The organism is Jatrophihabitans sp., assembly GCF_036389215.1.
Lineage (GTDB): Bacteria > Actinomycetota > Actinomycetes > Mycobacteriales > Jatrophihabitantaceae > Jatrophihabitans_A.
The window spans coordinates 1-17,782 of sequence record NZ_DASVQG010000278.1 but is presented as its reverse complement, the minus strand read 5'-3'; the positions used below and the strand labels follow the sequence as shown (position 1 = coordinate 17,782).

The 17,782-nt window shown below is 70.2% G+C and carries 16 protein-coding genes and 1 pseudogene; 5 read left to right on the top strand and 12 right to left on the bottom strand.

Annotation, left to right across the window (positions count from 1 at the left end; genetic code table 11):
• Together VF542_RS15590 and VF542_RS15585 are read left to right on the top strand one after the other, a co-directional pair.
• Positions 1-440, top strand: a 440-nt coding sequence (locus VF542_RS15590) for a pyridoxal-phosphate dependent enzyme (RefSeq protein WP_408652611.1), incomplete at its 5' end; no start/stop codon positions are given.
• 92 nt (positions 441-532) lie between these two features.
• Positions 533-1,783 (top strand): MFS transporter, encoded by a 1,251-nt coding sequence (locus tag VF542_RS15585; RefSeq protein ID WP_408652610.1) that lies wholly within the window; start codon positions 533-535, stop codon positions 1,781-1,783.
• A 9-nt stretch (positions 1,784-1,792) separates the two neighbouring features.
• Here the strand turns inward: VF542_RS15585 and VF542_RS15580 are convergent, their stop codons facing one another.
• Positions 1,793-2,800 carry a glycoside hydrolase family 88 protein gene (locus tag VF542_RS15580; protein WP_408652609.1) on the bottom strand — a complete coding sequence of 336 codons (1,008 nt, stop codon included), beginning with the start codon at positions 2,798-2,800 and terminating at the stop codon, positions 1,793-1,795.
• A 43-nt stretch (positions 2,801-2,843) separates the two neighbouring features.
• On the opposite strand from VF542_RS15580, the gene VF542_RS15575 reads away from it, so the two are divergent.
• A complete protein-coding gene (locus VF542_RS15575) occupies positions 2,844-3,329 on the top strand; it encodes a hypothetical protein (RefSeq protein WP_408652608.1) in 486 nt (161 codons plus the stop codon).
• Between the two features lie 239 nt (positions 3,330-3,568).
• Here the strand turns inward: VF542_RS15575 and VF542_RS15570 are convergent, their stop codons facing one another.
• From VF542_RS15570 to VF542_RS15545, 6 genes are all read right to left on the bottom strand, one after another.
• Positions 3,569-3,856 (bottom strand): ASCH domain-containing protein, encoded by a 288-nt coding sequence (locus tag VF542_RS15570; RefSeq protein WP_408652607.1) that lies wholly within the window; start codon positions 3,854-3,856, stop codon positions 3,569-3,571.
• 59 nt (positions 3,857-3,915) lie between these two features.
• Positions 3,916-4,929 carry a sugar phosphate isomerase/epimerase family protein gene (locus tag VF542_RS15565; RefSeq protein WP_408652606.1) on the bottom strand — a complete coding sequence of 338 codons (1,014 nt, stop codon included), beginning with the start codon at positions 4,927-4,929 and terminating at the stop codon, positions 3,916-3,918.
• Positions 4,929-6,002, bottom strand: coding sequence for a substrate-binding domain-containing protein (locus VF542_RS15560; RefSeq protein WP_408652605.1), 1,074 nt, complete (start codon positions 6,000-6,002; stop codon positions 4,929-4,931). Before VF542_RS15560 ends, VF542_RS15565 begins: the two co-directional genes overlap by 1 nt.
• Before the next feature lie 103 nt (positions 6,003-6,105).
• A complete protein-coding gene (locus tag VF542_RS15555) occupies positions 6,106-7,203 on the bottom strand; it encodes an ABC transporter permease (RefSeq protein WP_408652604.1) in 1,098 nt (365 codons plus the stop codon).
• The gene (locus VF542_RS15550; protein WP_408652613.1) at positions 7,200-8,837 is read right to left on the bottom strand and encodes a sugar ABC transporter ATP-binding protein; all 1,638 of its coding nucleotides are present in this window, start codon (positions 8,835-8,837) and stop codon (positions 7,200-7,202) included. Before VF542_RS15550 ends, VF542_RS15555 begins: the two co-directional genes overlap by 4 nt.
• A gap of 11 nt (positions 8,838-8,848) precedes the next feature.
• Positions 8,849-9,943, bottom strand: a complete 1,095-nt coding sequence (locus tag VF542_RS15545; protein ID WP_408652603.1) for a Gfo/Idh/MocA family protein — start codon at positions 9,941-9,943, stop codon at positions 8,849-8,851.
• Positions 9,944-10,265: 322 nt separating this feature from the next.
• Here VF542_RS15545 and VF542_RS15540 point away from each other — a divergent pair, with 322 nt between their 5' ends.
• Positions 10,266-11,552: an ROK family protein gene (locus VF542_RS15540; RefSeq protein WP_408652602.1), complete on the top strand. Its 1,287-nt coding sequence runs from the start codon at positions 10,266-10,268 to the stop codon at positions 11,550-11,552.
• Positions 11,553-11,557: 5 nt separating this feature from the next.
• Here the strand turns inward: VF542_RS15540 and VF542_RS15535 are convergent, their stop codons facing one another.
• Positions 11,558-13,225, bottom strand: coding sequence for a phospholipase D-like domain-containing protein (locus VF542_RS15535; protein WP_408652601.1), 1,668 nt, complete (start codon positions 13,223-13,225; stop codon positions 11,558-11,560).
• Between the two features lie 72 nt (positions 13,226-13,297).
• Positions 13,298-14,185: an alpha/beta fold hydrolase gene (locus VF542_RS15530; RefSeq protein WP_408652600.1), complete on the bottom strand. Its 888-nt coding sequence runs from the start codon at positions 14,183-14,185 to the stop codon at positions 13,298-13,300.
• Positions 14,186-14,270: 85 nt separating this feature from the next.
• On the opposite strand from VF542_RS15530, the gene VF542_RS15525 reads away from it, so the two are divergent.
• Positions 14,271-15,086, top strand: coding sequence for an exodeoxyribonuclease III (locus tag VF542_RS15525; protein ID WP_408652599.1), 816 nt, complete (start codon positions 14,271-14,273; stop codon positions 15,084-15,086).
• Positions 15,087-15,124: 38 nt separating this feature from the next.
• Here VF542_RS15525 and VF542_RS15520 read toward each other — a convergent pair whose 3' ends face one another.
• The 3 genes and pseudogenes from VF542_RS15520 to VF542_RS15510 form a co-directional block, all read right to left on the bottom strand.
• Positions 15,125-16,060, bottom strand: a complete 936-nt coding sequence (locus tag VF542_RS15520) for an SPFH domain-containing protein (protein ID WP_408652598.1) — start codon at positions 16,058-16,060, stop codon at positions 15,125-15,127.
• Complete coding sequence (locus VF542_RS15515; RefSeq protein ID WP_408652612.1) at positions 16,057-16,494, bottom strand: NfeD family protein; 438 nt, start codon at positions 16,492-16,494, stop codon at positions 16,057-16,059. Before VF542_RS15515 ends, VF542_RS15520 begins: the two co-directional genes overlap by 4 nt.
• Before the next feature lie 61 nt (positions 16,495-16,555).
• Positions 16,556-17,782: pseudogene (locus VF542_RS15510) on the bottom strand (hypothetical protein); the annotation flags it as partial.

Sequence of the window (17,782 nt, the reverse complement as noted above, 5' to 3'; positions counted from 1 at the left end):
CGCTCGGGTCCGGCGGGACCATGGCCGGCCTGGTGGCCGCGCTCGGGCCCAGCCGGGTGCTCGGTGTGGACGTGGGTGCCGTGGCCGACCCGGCCGGCGCGGTGGCCGAGCTCGCCAGCCAGGTCGCTTCCAGCACGGTCGCCGCCGCGGAGCTGCGGGTCAGCCTCGACCAGGTCGGCGCCGGCTATCCCCACGTCAGCGACCAGACCGCGGCGGCCATGCGCCTTGCCGGCCGCACCGAGGGCATCGTGCTGGACCCGATCTACACCGGCCGGGCGATGGCCGCCCTGGTGGCCGCCGTCGAGGCCGGGACGATCACCGCAGGCGCCAAGACCGTGTTCCTGCACACCGGTGGGATGCCCGGGCTGTTCGGGTACCCGGACGCGATCAGCCGGGCCGAGCAGTCGCTGGGCCACTACCCAGCTGACCCACTCGGCTGACGCGCTCCCCGGCTGACGCGCTCCCCGGCTGACGTACCTCGGCGCGGTGGCCGCGTGCCGGACCGAGTGCCGGGCTGAGCAGAATCGTGGTTGTGCCTTTGCGCGAGTTCCTCAGACATCGCTCCGCAACGGGCACCCATCCGGCGGCGCTGGCCGCGCTGGCCGCCTCGGCGTTCGTCTACGTCACCGCCGAGACGCTGCCGGTGGGCCTGCTGCCCGAGATCTCGCGCGGGCTGTCGGTCAGCGAGGCCGATGTCGGCCTGCTGCTCACCAGCTACGCCGCCGTGGTCGCGCTCACCACCATCCCGCTGACGGCGCTGACCATGCAGCTGACGCGGCACCGGTTGATGGCGGCTCTGGTCGCCGTCTTCACGGTGTCGCAGCTGGCGGCGTCGATGGCACCGACCTTTCTCACGCTGACCGTCGCAAGGCTGCTGTGCGCGCTGGCGCACGGGGTGTTCTGGTCGGCCATCGCGCCGGCCGCCGCCCGGCTGGCGCCGCCGGGCCAGGCAGGGCGGGCGACCTCGCTGGTGTTCGTCGGGAACTCCCTCGCCCTGGTGCTCGGGGTGCCGCTGGGCACCGCGCTGGGCCAGTGGGCCGGCTGGCGGGTCGCCTCCGCGGTGCTGGCGCTGGCGGGCGCGTTCAGCACCGCGGCGCTGCTGCTGGTGCTGCCGGCGCTTCCTGCCTCCCCCGCCGACCTGGCGGCCGGTCCGGCGTCCCGGTTGCGGGCCGCGGCCACCGTCATCCGGGCACCGGCCGTGGCGCAGGTGTGCGCGGTGACCGCCCTCGCGGTCATCGGTCACTTCACGGCCTACACCTACATCGCCCCGCTGGCCCGTCGCGGCGGCGGCCTGGCCGGGCACGAGCTGACCCTGCTGCTGCTCGGCTACGGAGCGCTCGGCCTGCTCGGCACCGTCCTGGTCGGCCGGCTGGTGGACCGCCGGCCCCGGGCAGCGCTCGTCAGCTGCCTCGGGCTCATGATCGTGGCGTTGACGGTGCTCGCCATGTCGCGGGTCAGCGGGCCGACCGTGGTGGCGGTGCTGGCCTGGGGTGCGGCTTTCACCGCGCTGCCGGTATGCCTGCAGTCAGCGATCCTGCGGGTGGCGCCGCAGGCCCAGGATGCCGCCTCGGCGGTGTACGTGGTGGCGTTCCAGATCGGCATCGGCGGCGGCGCGCTGGCCGGCGACCGGCTGGTGGTGGCCGGCCGGCTCGGGGATCTGCCGGTGGTCGGGGCGGTGCTGGCGGTGGCCGCCGGGCTGGTCGTTGTCGTCGGGCGTTCGGCTTTCGGAACCGGCGCTGGTGCCGACCGGGGCGAGCCGGTTACCGCCGCTGAGCCTCGGTGACTTGCTGGTTCATGTTGCGCGGTGACGGACGAGTCGCTGAGCTGCCGCGGAGGCGAGCAGGAAGAACGCCTGCGCCTCGGCCGAGATGCCGGGCCGGTCGAAGTGCGGTGCCCCGCAGACGCCGGTGACCAGGCCGTCAGCGTCGAGTCGCTCCCTGGCGCAGACCAGCAACGAGCCGGCTGTCTCGGCGTAAGCGGCTGGCAGCCAGCCGTCGGCCACTCCAGTGAAGATCGCATAGGCCAGCATCTGACCCAGGTTGGCCTCGACGAACGTGCTCGGGTCGTCCAGCACGTCGTGGAAGAGCCCGTCCGGACGGCGGTAGGACAGGCAGGCGTCGATCACCTCGCGGGCGTGCTCGGCCGCGTCCCGCTCGAAGTCGGCGCCGCTGGTGTCACCCTTCAGGTGCCGCAGCGCCCGGGCGATGCCGGCGACGACCCAGCCGTTGCCGGTCCCCCACAGCGCGGGCAGGCTCAGCTGCCGGGAGTCCTCGTCCCAGCGCGCCGCGTACAGCCGTCGCCGCGGGTCGAACAGCCGGCGCCGGTGCCCGGCCAGCTGCAGGTGCGCGCCGTCCACGTCACCGACCGCGGCCAGCAGCGGAACGACCATGTAGACGGTGTCGCTCCACACCTCACGGCCACCGGCCAGGTGGAACAGGGTGCCGTCATCGGCGCGCGGGCAGTCCTGCCGGAGCCAGCGCAGCTGCCGGTCGAGTGCCTCCGCCGGCGCGGGTTCGCCACTGTCCTGAGCCGCCCAGCGCACCGCCTCGCCGTTGGCGGCGCTGTTCACCAGCCCCTGGCTGTCGATCTCGGCCAGCCGGCCGTCCGGCAGCTGGCGCAGCACCGCGTCGCGTGCCATCGGCCGCAGCAGGTCGTGCCGGCCCAGGTCGAGCAGGGCATGCCCGGTCACCCCCTGCTCCCAGGACTGGCGTTGCATGGCCAGCAGCGCGGTGAGCACCCGGCGCTGGTCATCGGCGAGCGCCTGAGAGCCGGCCAGTGCCGGCCAGTCCGAATCGACCATTCCTTCATAGTGCCCGGCCGCGTTTCACGAGATACTGCATGGCATGACCAGCAGCGACGAGGCCTTGAACCACCGTGCGATCGGGATCGAGCTGTTCAACCGGACCTGGGAGCTGATGGGCCAGCAGGACCGGTCGATTGAGGAGGACGACGCGATGCTGCACATGGCGCACGCCTCCGCTCACCACTGGCGCGCCGAGGGGACCGGCGCGACGGCGAACAACCTGGCGCGCAGCGAATGGCAGGTGTCGCGGGTCTACACGGTGCTGGGGCGCGGCGAGCCGGCCGGCTACCACGCGCGGCGCTGCCTTGAGATCTGCCAGCAGAACGGGATCGGCGACTGGGATCTGGCTTACGCCTACGAGGCATTGGCCCGTGCCGCCAGCGTCGCGGGCGATTCGACCGCTGCTGGCAGCTGGGCCGAGCGAGCCCGCCTGGCCGCTGACGACATCGCCGAGGACGACGACCGCGACGCCGTGATCGCTGACCTGGCCACGATTCCTGGGCCGAGTTCTGAGGACGCCGACTGATCCCTGCTGGTCATGATGCAGGTCACCCCACTCCGGGGAAGGCCTGCGCGACCGTCCGTGGTTATATAACGTGCCGGTCCTGGATGCGACGGCGGGAAACCGCCAGCAGACGACGCTGAGGCGTGGCAGTCGAGCATGGACGTTGCGGAAGGTTCGATTCCTTCCGACGGCGCTTCTTAAAAGCCACCCGGACACAGGATCACCGGTCCCGGCGCGTATGAAGTCCAGCCGGCTGTCGGTTACTCGACCAGGTGAAACTCGATCCGGTAAAGCAGTGTGTCGTCCTGGATGGGACCGGCGTGAGCGGCTCGGCGGCGTAGCGATTCGAGATCGGCTTCACCGCAGCGCGGCAACTCGGATTCATCGATCGATGCGAACGGGACCAACTCGATCGAATCTACTTCGATCTGTTCGCTCTCGACCCGATAGCGGCCACCGACCTTGACGCGGGGCCTGCTCCACAGCCGGAACGTGACCGTGATGTCACCGGACAGCACGTCTGCTCGTAGCTCCGGGCTGAACTCCACGAGGCCAGGCTATCCAACTGGCTCGCCGTATGGAGGCGGGCCCATTCGCGCCCGCCGAGCTACTCCTCCTTGGCGCTGGAGAACGCCGCGTCGAACGCAGCGGTTGGCGGGTCGAAGGCCAGGCCTGCGACGAACTGCCGAGCTTCCGGCGCGCCGACCAGGCGGTCCATGCCGGCGTCCTCCCACTCGATGGACAGCGGGCCGGTGTAGCCGATGGTGTTCAGCATCCGGAAGCAGTCCTCCCACGGGACGTCCCCGTGACCGGTGGAGACGAAGTCCCATCCCCGCCGAGGATCCGCCCACGGCAGGTGTGAGCCCAGCACACCGCGACGCCCGTTGCCGGTCCGAAGCCGGGTGTCCTTGCAGTCGACGTGATAGATCCGGTCCCGGAAGTCCCAGAGGAACATGACCGGATCCAGCGCCTGCCAGACGAAGTGGCTCGGGTCCCAGTTCAGCCCGAAGGCCGGCCGGTGCCCGATCGCCTCCAGCGCCATCTCGGTCGTGTAGTAGTCGTAGGCGATCTCGCTCGGGTGCACCTCGTGTGCGAAGCGCACGCCCTGGTCGTCGAACACGTCGAGGATCGGGTTCCACCGGTCGGCGAAGTCCTGATAGGCAGCCTCCATCAGGGCAGGCGACACCGGCGGGAACATCGCGACGTACTTCCACGCGGCTGACCCGGTGAAGCCGACCACCGTGTCCACGCCGAGCTTGGCCGCCACCACCGCGGTGTCCTTGAGCGCCTGCGCGGCTCGCTGCCGCACTCCTTCGGGATCCCCGTCCCCCCAGATGGCCGGCAGCAGCATGTCGCGGTGCCGGGCGTCGATCGGGTCGTCACACACCGCCTGGCCGGCGAGATGGTTGGAGATGGCATACACCTTCAGCCCGTTCTCATCCAGGATGTCTCGCCGGTTCTGCAGGTACGCCGGGTCCGCGACCGCCCTTGCCACATCGAGGTGATCACCCCAGCAGGCGATCTCCAGCCCGTCGTATCCCCAGCCGGCCGCGAGCCGAGCCACCTCCTGGAAAGGCAGGTCGGCCCACTGGCCGGTGAAGAGCGTGATCGGCCGGCGCACTAGTCCCAGCCGAACTTCTCGTACTGGGCGACGTTGTCCTTGGTGACCAGCTCGGAGTCGATCAACATGTTGCTGGGCAGCGGCAGGCCGGCCAGGTCGTCGGAGGACCGTCCCTGCGCGATCAGCCGCGCCATCGACACCGCGGTCGCCGAGATCGCCGGGGTGAAGGTCACATCGGCCTCGATGCGGGCGTCGCCGTTCTTGATGTGCTTGAGCATCGTGTTGGAGGCCGCGGTGCCGACGATGAAGAACTCCTTGCGGTTGGCCTGGGCGGCGGCCGCTTCGGAGCCGATGTTCTGGTCGTCGTCGTGGTTGAACACGGCGTCGAGCTTCGGTGCGGCGGCCAGCAGGTTGGCCATCGCCGCCTGGCCGGACTGCACCGTGAACGAGGCGTTGACCTGCCGGGTCACCTTGAGGCCGTAGATGGCCAGCGCGTCCTTGAAGCCCTGCGAGCGCTCGCGGGTCAGCGCCAGGGTCGCGATGCCGGTGATCTCGCCGATAACCGCGTCGGATTTGCCCTTGAGCTTCTGGCCGATGTAGGTGCCGGCGTTGAAGCCCACCTTGTAGTTGTCGCCGGCCAGGAACATCCGGTAGGCACTCTGGTCGTTGAACTTGCGGTCCAGGTTGATCACCGGGATGCCGGCGGCGGTGGCCGCCTTGCCCACGCCGGTGAGCTGGTCACCGTCCTGCGGGAAGATGATCAGCGCGTCTGGCCTGGCGGCGATGGCGGTCTGCACCGCGGCGATCTGGGACGGGGCGTCCTGGGCGGCCTCGAGCGCGGAGAAGGTGACGTCGGGGTACTTCGCCGCCTGCTCCTTGGCGAACCGGTTGATGGCAGCGAGGAAGCCGTGGTCGGCGACCGGGCCGGAGAACATGATCCGCACCTTCTTGCCCGGCGCCGAGGCGCCCGTGGTGCCGGCCTGCGCCGCCGCTGTCGAGGCGCTGCTGGAGGTCGACTTCGGCGTGTTTCCGGTGCATCCGGTCAGCAACACACCCGTGGCGACGGCGACGGCGACGACGCCGGTGAACAGCCCGCCACGCTCGCCGCCACTCTTGCTGTTTCGATAGTTCACTGCATCCTCCGGGATTGATGGGGTGCTGCTGAGGTGTGGGCGATGACGCCGAGGTGAGATGGATCGCGGCGAGGTGAGATGGATCGCGGCGAGCAGCGGGTGCTCATGTCGGTCGTCGCAGGAGCGAGCCGACCCGGAACTGCTGGATCAGGACCGCGGCGACGATGATCACGCCTTGGGCGATCAGCTGATACTCGATGGCCAGGTTGTTCACGATGAACAGGTTCGTGATCTGGCTGAACACCAGCACGCCCAGCACCGAGCCGACGATGGTGCCCCGGCCACCGGCCAGTGCCGTGCCGCCGATGATCACCGCGGCGATGGCCTGCAGTTCATAGAGGTTTCCGTGGTCGGACGAGCCGGAGTTCGCCTGCGCGGTCACCATCAGGGCGGCGATTCCGCAGCAGAGGCCCGACAGCGCGTAGATGATCACCTGGGTGCGGCGGACGCTGATGCCGGCCAGCCGGGCAGCCTCGCCGTTACCGCCGATCGCGGCGCTGCGCCGTCCGAAGGTGGTCCGGTTCAGCAGCACCCAGGCCAGCACCGCGACCACGGCGAAGATGATCACCAGCCACGGGAGTCCGAGGAACTTGCGCTGCGCGATATCGGTGATGCCCTTGACGCTGACCACCTGGGTGGTCTTGCCCGAGATCTTCTGGGCCAGGCCGCGAGCCGCGACCATCGCCGCCAGGGTCGCGATGAAGGGCGCCATCCGGCCGTAGGCGATGAGGAATCCGTTCGTGAGGCCGGCCACCGTGCCCACGACCAGGGCGACGAAGATCATCGTCGCGGCGCCGTAGGACTGGGTCGACAGCGTCGTGCACCAGACACTGGCCAGGGCCAGCAGCGCCCCGACCGAGAGGTCGATGCCACCGCTGATGATGACGAAGGTCATCCCGATCGCCACGACCCCGATGCTCGAGGCCAGCGTGAGCACGGTCAGCTCGTTGCTCCACAGCCGGTCGGCGTGCAGGAAGATGTCCGGCCGGCTCCACGCGCCGATCCCGTACAGCACGAGCAGCACCGCTATCAGGCCCAGGTTGCGGCGCACCGGCTCGCTGGCGTCGTCGCGGAACCAGCCCCGGACGGAGAATCCTGAGTCCGGCCTAGCCGGCGATGCCGTGGCTGATCGATCAGCAGGTGATCCCTTGTCCGGCGATCCGTCAGCCGGCGCGGTGACGACCTTGACGCGTTCGGTCATGGGCTGTCCACTTCCAGTAGCGATCCCGCCATGACGAGATCGAGCACGGTTTCCTCATCCAGTTCGCCGGCCGGCGCCTCGCGCACGACCCGGCCTTCGCGCATCACGATCACCCGGTCGGCCAGACCCAGCACCTCGGGCACCTCGCTGGAGACCATGAGCACGCCCATGCCGTTCTCGGCCATCCGTCGGATGACCCGGTACAGGTCCGCCCGGGCGCCGACGTCCACGCCGCGGGTCGGCTCGTCGAGCAGCAGCAGCCGGGTGCCCGTGGATTTTCCGGATCGACCAGCTTGTGACGGGGTACTGGTCGACGGGTCCAGCAGCCATCGGCCGAGGACGACCTTCTGCTGATTACCGCCGGAGAGCGTCTTCACCGGCCGTCCGACCGCACGCGGGTGCAGCGCCAGCCTGTCGGCGATCTCGGCTGCCGCCGCGCGTTCGGCGGCGGCGCGGGTGAATCCAGCCGAGGCGTAGCGAGCGAAGGTGGCGAGGGTGACGTTGCGATAGATCCGGTCCTCGAGGATCAGCGCCTGGCTCTTGCGCTCCTCCGGCGCCAGGCCCAGCCCGGCCCGCACCGCGCTGGAGACCCTTCCCGGCGCGAGCCTGCGACCGTCCAGGCGGACCTCGCCGCTGTGGGGCTTGCGGGCGCCGTAGATGGTTTCCAGCAATTCCGAGCGCCCTGATCCCACCAGGCCCGCGATCCCCACGATCTCCCCTGCCCGCACGGACAGCGACACGTCGGCGAACTCCCCCGGCCGGGTCAGGCCGACCACCTCCAGCAGCGCTGGGCTGGGATTGGCATCGGTGCGCTCAGCGGATTCGCCTTCCGGGCGCCCGGCACGCTCGGGAAACACGTATTCGATGGAACGCCCGGTCATCCGGGTGACCAGGTCGTCGGTTCTGGTCGTGCGCGCCGGCAGGTTCACCGCCGACGTGCGCCCGTCCTTGAGGACGGTCACCCGATCCCCGATCTCGCGGATCTCCTCCAGCCGGTGGGAGATGTAGACGACGGCGATACCGCGCGAGGTCAGCTCGCGGATGACGCGGAACAGGTTCGCCACCTCGTCGTGCGCGAGGACCGCGCTGGGCTCGTCCATCACGAGCAGCTGGGCGTCGTGGGACAGCGCGCGGCCCATGCTGACGATCTGCTTGGCCGCGGCGGGCAGCCGGCCGACCTTGCGGTTGACCGGGATGTCGCCGTGGCCGAGCCGGCGCAGCACGGCGGTGGCCTCGGCTCGCATCCTGCCGCGGCGGACGAAGCCGGCGGCGGCCTGCTCGTGCCCGAGGAAGATGTTCTCGGCCACCGTCAGGTCATCGACGAGGTCAAGTTCCTGGTAGATGGTGGCGATGCCCGCCTTGGTGGCGGCCTGCGGCCCGCTGAAGGAGACCTCCTCGCCGTGCCAGAGCAACGACCCGGAGTCCGGGCGATGCACTCCCGCGAGCACCTTGATCAGGGTGGACTTGCCGGCGCCGTTCTGCCCGAGCAGGCAGTGCACCTCGCCCGCCAGCACCTCCAGCTCCACGCCGTCGAGGGCGCGCACGCCGGGAAAGGTCTTCACGATTCCGGTGAGCCGCAGCAGCGGCTCGCCGCCCGCGGTCACGCCGGCCTCCGTCATGCCGGCCTCCGTCATGCCGGCCTCCGTCATGCCGGCACCTCCACCCAAGCCTGTGACGTCGAGGCGTCCACGACTGCCTGGGTGAGGATCGCCGCGCGCAGACCGTCGTCGAACATCGGCAGCCCGTCGGGAGCGTCTCCTTCCATGGCGGCGTAGACGTCGTCGACATAGGCGTTGAAGGCGTCCTGATAACCCTGCGGGTGACCGGCCGGCAACCGCGAGTACGTCGAGGCGGGCTGGCCGAAGACGTCCGTGCCGCGCATCACGACCGCGTTCTGGTCGCGGCCGCCGATCCACAGCGACTCGGGCATCTCCTGGTCGAAGGAGTACGAGGCGTCGGGGCCGTCGAAGGAGAACCACAGGCGGTTCTTGCGCCCGGGACTCACCTGGGACACCACCACCGACCCCATGGCCCCGCGATCGGTCTGGAAGACGACCACCGCGCCGTCCTCGGTGCCGGGTTCGGCCTGATCGTTGCCGACGCCTCGCTTCGGGTGGGCGTTGCCCAGCTGTGCGGCCAGCCGGATGATCCGGTGTCCCGTCGTGAACTCCATCAGGTCACACCAGTGCACGCCGATGTCGCCGAAGGCGCGCGAGGCGCCACCGAGGGCGGGATCCATCCGCCAGTTCGTCGCCTCGCGCGCGGCCAGCCAGTCCTGCAGGTAGGTGCCGTGCAACAGCCACAGCGGGCCGGCGGCCTCGCGGGCGATCTGGTTCCTGGCTTCGCGAACCGAGGCGTAGAAGCGGTAGACGAACGGCACGCTGGCCACCCGCCCAGCGGTCCGGGCGAGCTCGGTCAGCTGCCGCGCATCGGCGACGGAGGTAGCCAGCGGCTTCTCGCAGATCACGTGCTTGCCCGCGGCCAGCGCGGCTTGCGCCATCTCCAGATGCGTCCGGTTGGGCGTGCAGATGTGCACGACGTCGACATCGGGTGCGGCCACCAACTCCGCGAGGTCGGCGGCGCCGCGCTGGGCGCCCATGGCCTCGACGCCGCTGGCCGTGGTGGCCGGGCCGCTGCCGAGCACGGCTACCACCTCACCGCCCGCGGCCCGCACCGCATGCGCGTGCACGCCGGCGATGAAACCGGTTCCCACGATCGCGGCTTGGGCGCGAGTCTTCATCCGTGCCTCCGGCCAGCAGCCGCGGAACCGGCCCGTACTCCTGCGGCAGGACTCACAGCGGCTGGCCTCATAACGGCTGGCCTGACGGCGGCTGGACTCACAGCGGTTGCCTCCCCCGGCGACCTCGGCATGTGCTCAGTGCGGTGACCGTAATCACCGTCCTGGCAACGTATTGCACGCGGCATGCAAAAGTCAACCCCTTGAAACTCAAACTCTGGCATGATCTTGCTCTGAGGTGCGCAGTATGGGGATACTTATGCCTGCATATGAGCTAAGTACGGCCTCTGCCATCAACGGATCCGAGTGAGAGACCAGGCGGCGCATGAGTTCGAAGCACCCAGCCGAAGGACTGGCCGCTGATCAGGTCGACTCCCTCGCCGCTGTACTCGCAGCCGTGCGCGGCGGCCGGCTGCGGACCCGCCCCGCCCTCGTGAGGCACCTCGGTCTGGGTCGCAACGTCGTCAGCCAGCGAGTGACCCAGTTGATCGACTTCGGGCTGGTCGATGAAGGCAGCCTGGCACCGTCCACCGGAGGGCGGCCGTCCCGCGAACTGCGATTTCGCGCCGAGGTCGGCTGCCTGCTCGTCGCCGAACTGGGCGCGACCGAGCTGCAGGCCGGCTTGAGCGACCTGGACGGCGTGCTGCTCGCCCAGCGCACCGAGGCCTGCGATGTGGCGGCCGGTCCCGAATCGACGCTGGCCCGGCTCGAGCAGATCTTCGACGAACTGCTGGCCGCACGACCGGCCGGGGTGCCGGTGTGGGGCGTCGGCGTCGGACTGCCCGGCCCGGTCGAGTTCTCCAAGGGACGCCCGATCGCGCCGCCGATCATGCCGGGTTGGGATGGCTACCCGGTGCGCGACAGGCTCGCGGCCACCTATCAGGCGCCGGCCTGGGTGGACAATGACGTCAACGTCATGGCGCTGGGCGAACTGCGTGCCGGGATCGGCCGCAACGAGCTGGAGCTGCTGTACGTCAAGGTGGGTACCGGAATCGGCGCCGGGCTGATCTCGGCAGGGCACCTGCATCGCGGTGCCCAGGGCGCCGCGGGCGACATCGGTCACGTGTCGGTGCTCGACGACGACAGCGTCCTGTGCCGCTGCGGCAACACCGGTTGCCTGGAGGCACTGGCCGGCGGGTACGCGCTCAGCCGCGACGGGCTCGCGATCGCGCGGTCCGGGCGCAGTGCCGCGCTGGCGGAGGTGCTGGCCGCTGCCGACCACATCACCGCTCGGGACGTGACGGCCGCCGCGGGCGCAGGCGACCCGGCAAGCCTGGCCCTGCTGACCCGGTCAGGCCGCTTGGTGGGCCGCGTGCTGGCGACGCTGGTGAACTTCTACAACCCGTCGCTCATCGTCCTCGGCGGGCAGGTCAGCTCCGGTGGCGACATCTTCCTCGGTGAGCTGCGGCGGACGGTCTACGGCCGCTCCACCGCCCTGAGCACGCGCGACCTGCGCATCACGACCTCGCCGCTCGGGGACCGTGCCGGCCTGCTGGGCGCCGCCTTCCTGGTGGCCGACCAGCTCTTCTCACCGGAGTGCCTGGGCCACTGGATCCAGAACGGCTCATCAGCCGGGCGGCCGGACCTGTCGGGCGACGGCGTGGCGGCCTGAGCCGGTCAGCCCGAATACAGGATTCGCCTTGCGTTCTTGGGGTTTCCGGGCTTGAAGTAGGGCTCCTGCCAGCTCGCGTCCTCGGTCAGGTAGTCGTGCGGGTCGGGGGCGTGCTGGTGCAGCCGGTGCGCCCACCACCGGGCGTAGAAGTGGTCGAAGATCCGGTTGAACTCGGTGAAGTAGACGTCGGCCACCTCGGTATCACCCGTGATCACAAGCATGTTCTCGTCGTTGGACGTCGTCGAGGCGGTGGAGAAGTTCGCCGAGCCGGAGATGGTGACCGGCGCGGGGCCGAGCGGGCCGATCAGCAACACCTTGGTGTGCAGGTACGGCACGTGCGGGTTGAACCCGGTCAGGTGCTCGGCCGCCCAGCCACCGAGTGACTCCGGTGTGCCCAGCGCGCCGACGGCCACCTGCACCATCGGGTCGGCCGACCAGCTGCGCTGATGGTTGTCAGGCTTGTTGAGCAGCACGAACCGCAGCACTCCGGGGGTGTGCGCGCCGGCAAGCTGGGCTTCGAAGTGCGCGTCGTCCAGCCCGAAGGGCAGCGTGATGTGCGTGCTCACCGCGCTTGCGGCGAAGCCCGCCGCGTACCAGTCCAGCGGATCGAGCGCGGTCCGCGGGCTGAACAGCGGGTGGGTCCCGCCGGTCGCCAGCGCATCGGTGTCGAAGGCACTGTGCGCATCCGCCCAGGCCTGCAGCGCGTGCCGGGCCGGGTCGGCGGAAAGCTCGGTCCAGTACTCCAGGAACCGCTGCGCGACCTCGGGGTCTCGCACCACGTGCCCGACGTTGGAGTGCCCGAAGATGCCACCCTGGCTGAGGTTCGTCGACCCGGTCCACACCTGCGCCGGGCTGAGCGCGCCCGCGCCGTTGCGGTCGGCGCGCACGATGAACTTGTTGTGCGCGATCACCGCGTGGGTCCGCGGGATCAGGATCGAACGGTCGAGGTTCGAATTCCGCACGGCATCTTCGATCGCGGCCTCGTTGAGCTCGCCCTGATCACCGTCGGCGTGATAGACGATCCGGACGTCCGCACCGGCCGCGTGTGCCTTGGCGAATGCCTTCAGCACAGTGGGTTCGGTCAGCTCGTAGACGGCGGCCCGGATGGCCAGCGAGGCCGAGGCGCCGTCTTGGAGAAAGGCGATCAGCGCCTCGTGCAAGCCGCGCGAGAGCCAGGTCATCGCCTCCTCGCGCTTGTCGGGCGGGAGGTTGCCCGGGGCGTCCCCGAACCGGGCGGCATAGGCCTGGCTGGCCGCGACACCACGGTTGAAGTAGATCCCGTGGGTGCCGGTGCCCGGGTCGTTGGTGGTGAGTTCGAGGGTCGCTGAGACCGAGTCCTTGGACGTCAGCTCGGCGGGGGTGCCGTACCGCGGCAGGATCGTGTACCGGTACCGGTGGGCCGGCTTGGCGGTGTAGTCGCCCCACCACATCGACTGGATCGGCTGGGCCTCGGTCTGGTAGATCGCGGTCAGAGCCGGGTCAGGCACCTGGGACTTGAAGGTCTTGAATCCCGACAGCCAGCGGGCGGTGTTGCCGGTGAGGTCCTCCCGGTGGACCGCAAATCCCAGACAGCCGTCCCGGGCCTCGTCGGTGAGGTCGAAGCCGAGGAATACCGCGTGGTTTCCGGCGATGGCCTGGACGGTGAGCCCGCCGTTCTCGATACGTTGTCGCACAGTAGCCCCCGGCCCTAGTTGATGACCGCACCATAGTCCGCAACACCGTATCGAGGTACCGGTAGCGGCCGATCAGCCCGCCGCGACCAGCTCGCGCAATTCCTCGATCCGGGTGTCGGGATCGCTGAGGTGACCGGCTTCGGGGTTTACGACGACCTTCGCGCCGGGAACATGGGCGGCCAGCCAGGCGCCATGACCGGCGGGGGCAAGGACATCCTGGGTGCCGTAGCGGATGGTGACCGGCACGTGGATCTCATCCAGGTCGAAGCCCCACCCGGTGAGCAGCGCCAGGTCATCGTCGACCCAACCCCACACTCCGGCGGCGTACGCGGCCCGCATTGCTTCCACGAACACCACCTGAAGATCAGGACGGGAGAGCTTCTCCCGGTCGGCGTCGGCGAGTTGCCAGTCGTCGGAGAGGATCTTCGACGGATCCTTCGCGATCCGCTCCAGGTCCTGCTCCGCCAGCCGTGCGAGGTGCTCGTGCAGAACCTGCTCACCCTCGAGCGCCCAGTGGAATTCCCGGACGTTCTGCGGGTCCATGCCCGCCCACCAGTCCAACCCCTCAGCGTCGAAGGGAGCGGCGCCGACCACGCACTCGGCGCGTTCCACCCGGTCACCCAGCCGGGCGGCCACCGCCAGCGAGTGCGGTCCACCGCCGGACCCGCCGGTGACAGCGAACCGGTCGATGCCCAACTCGTCAGCGATGGCGGTGACATCTGCGGCGCAGTCGACTACCCGTCGCCCGGGCAGACGGGCCGACACTCCGTAGCCGGGCCGGTCATAGGTCACCACCCGCAGCCCGGCGCGTTGGAGCGCAGCCTCATCCGGGTGACGACCGAACCGGGATCCAGGTGTGCCGTGCAGGGAAAAGAGGGGGGAACCGTCCGGGGCACCCCACTGCGCGACGCCGAGCGCGCGCCCGTCAGGTGCGGTGATGGTTGACAATCGATGCGCCATTCCACGAGTCTGCCCCACGCTGCGTTCGCCCGGTGCCATGACCCACTGATCCAGCGTCCCAGCCAGGCGATGACAGTATCTAGGGATGCGCATCGCGACCTGGAACCTGAACTCCGTCAAGGCACGGCTGCCGCGGCTGCTGTCCTGGCTGGAGGACCGCCAGCCCGACGTCCTGCTGGTGCAGGAGACCAAGGCGACCGAGCAGTCCTGGCCAGCCGCGGAGCTGTCGGCCCTCGGGTATGAATCCGCGCACCTTGGCAACGGCCGGTGGAACGGGGTGGGCATCCTGTCCCGGGTCGGGCTCACCGACGTGACCCGGGGGCTGCCGGGGCAACCGGACTTCGACGGAGTCGTCGAGGACCGGGCCCTCGGCGCCACCTGTGCCGGCATCAGGCTGTGGTCGGTGTACGTCCCCAACGGCAGGGTCGTCGGTCACCAGCACTTCGACTACAAGCTGCGCTTCCTGCAGGCGCTCGGCACCCAGTGCGCGGCCGAGCGGGTCGCGCTCGGGCCTGATGCGCCCTACGGACTGCTCGGGGACTTCAACGTGGCGCCGAACGACGACGACGTGTGGGACATCGTCGCCTTCGACGGCTCGACCCATGTCAGCGCACCGGAACGCGCGGCGCTCGCGGCCGTCCGGCAGGCCGGTGCCGGGCAGCCGCCGCTGGTGGACCTGATGCCGCGCGCCTCCATCGATCCCGAGGACACCCGGCCTCCCTACACCTTCTGGGAGATGCGGATGCTCGGGTTCCAGAAGGGCCGGGGCATGCGGATCGACCTGGCGCTGGTCAGCGACCCGATCGCCCGGACCGCCCGGTCGGTGTGGGTGGATCGCGACGCCCGGCGCGGTGAGGGCCCGTCGGATCACGCGCCGTTGGTCCTTGACCTTGACGTCTGACCTGGACCGCTGAACCGCTGTGGGTTGGTGCGGCCTGGCTAGCCTCGCCCTATCGCGGTTCCCGGCTGCGGTACGACGCCGTTGCTTGCCTCCGGCCGCGCCGGATTCTTGCCGCCGCTGAAGGCGGCGGCGAAACCGTCGAGTGCCTTGGTCAGTTCGCTCGGGATCATCCACACCTGGCTGCCCTGCCCCTCGGCGATCTTCGGCAGCGCCTGCAGGTACTGATACGCCAGCAGTTCCGGATCGGGACGGCCTTCGTGGATGGCGGTGAAGACGATGTCGATCGCCTTGGCCTGCCCCTCGGCCATCAGGATCTGGGACTGCCGCTGCCCCTCGGCGGTGAGGATCGCCGATTGCTTGGCTCCCTCGGCGGTCAGGATCTGAGACTGCCGAAGGCCTTCGGCGGTCAGGATGGTGGCGCGCTTGTCGCGTTCGGCGCGCAGCTGCTTCTCCATCGCGTCGATGATCGACTTGGGCGGGTCGATCGCCTTGAGCTCGACCCGGTTCACCCGGATCCCCCACTTGCCGGTGGCCTCGTCGAGGACCCCGCGAAGCTGGGCGTTGATCTCCTCGCGCGAGGTCAGGGTCCGTTCCAGGTCCAGGCCGCCGATGACGTTGCGCAGCGTCGTGACCGTCAATTGCTCAATGGCCTGCAGGTAATTCGCGATCTCATAGGTGGCTGCCCGCGGGTCGGTCACCTGGAAGTACAGCACCGTATCGATGTGCACCACCAGGTTGTCCTCGGTGATCACCGGCTGCGGCGCGAACGACACCACCTGCTCGCGCAGGTCGATCTTGGCGCGGATCCGGTCGATGCCGGGCACCAGGGTGTTGAAACCCGCCGACAGCGTCCGGTTGTAGGAACCGAGCCGCTCGATCGGATACGCCCGCGCCTGCGGCACGATCCGGATCGTGCGGCTGAGCACGGCGAGCACCAGCGCCGCGGTGATCGCGATGATCAGGACAGCGATCATGAGAACTCCCTGGGATAGACGAGCGCGGTCGCCCCGACGATCTGGAACACGCTGACCCGAGTTCCCACCGGCAGGACAAGGGTTTCGTCGTAGGCCCGGGCTGACCACACCTCGCCGCCGATCCGGACCGTGCCCGACTGTGCGTCGACCTCGGTGAGGACCACCGCCGGATGATCCAGCAGCGCGTCGGTGCCGCTGCGGTAGCCGGCCCGGGCGACGCCTCGCCGGCGGGCCAGCGGAACGACTACCGCGAGCGAGGCGAACGAGGTCAGCGCGAAGGCGATCGCCTGCGCCTCCAGGCCGCCACCGGCCCCGGCGACGATCGCCGCTGCCAGCGCGGCGAAGGCCATCAGCCCGGCGGCGAAGGCGAGTGTCATTATCTCGATCGCGCCGAGCGCCGCGGCGAGAACCAACCAGATCAGCCAGGCGGGCATCACCGGTCCAGCATGCGCCGCCGTCCTCAGGCAGCCAAACGGCAATTGGGTAACGAAACGCTTACCAGCCTTCCATCCGGACCTGCCCGAGGCGGCCGTGCAGGTCACGCATCGCCGCCCAGGTCTCGTCGCTGGGCCGGATGGAGGAGCCGGGCGGGTTAAGCAGGATCGGGGCGTCCACCCCGAGCAGGTTGCGCAGCCGGTCGGCCTCGGCCGGGCTGGCGGTCGCGAACGCCACCGCGGTGGACAGCAGCGCGCCGCCGCCGGTGAGCTGTCCGACGGTGTCCGCGTCCTCAGCGGACAGCCCGACGGCGGCGTTCTGCTGCCGGGCCGTCCGCACGATCCGGCCCAGCCGCGAGACGAACGGAGCCGGCACGGTGATGCCGGCCGGCAGGTCGACGTGCAGCAGCCGGGGAAAGTCCGCCTTGGACGCCAGCTGGCCGATGATCTGCATCGCGGGCAGCGCGGCGCCGAGCTGGTCACCGGACAGCCCGATGACCGTGACATAGCCCGGTTCGATCCGCTCGTCGCCAGAGCCGGTGAACATCTGCGCCAGGCCGGCGCCGCGGGACAGCCCCGCCACGGTGTCCCAGAGGCCACCCAGCCCGACGGCTCCCTGGACCAGGTCCTCCAGCCGAGGCACCGAGGCCTGCGGCCGGCGAACGATCCGGACGTTCTTGCCCAGACCCGCCGCCCGCGAGGCGAGCTGGCCGGACAGGTCGAGCAGCACCACCCCGGTGCCCCGGGCCGCGGCGTCCTGCGCCACGCTCAACACCAGCCGGGCTCGCTCGTCGGCGTGGCCCAGGACGGCGAACACCGGGCTCTTGCCCGCACGCAGCGCCGCGTGCGGGTCGAAGCACACCCGGTTGCCGTCCAGCGTCATCCCGATCTGGCACCCGGAGTCGTCGCCGAGCTCGTCCCGGCCTGCTGAGCCGGAGGTGCGGGAGGAGCCGGTCGAGCCGACCGGCACCTCGGCAGCGGGCTCGGATCCAGCAGCCGGGGCAGGTTCGGCAGCCGACTCGTCCACCGCCTCGGTGTCCTGGTCCGCCAGCCCCGTCACGGGTGAGGACTCCGCCGGTGCCGACGCTGATCCCGGCCCGGATGCCGACGGGCTGCCCGCGGGAGCCTCGGCGGCAGCCGCCGGCAGCGGGATCCGGACCGTCGCCCGGGCGGCCTCGGAGAAACCGGCCTCCCAGGCCAGCGTCTGCTCCTGGCTGAGGGAGTACAGGTCTGCCGGCAGCATCTCAGCCGGGATCTCGGCCAGCCGCTGGTCGCGCAGCAGCGTCAG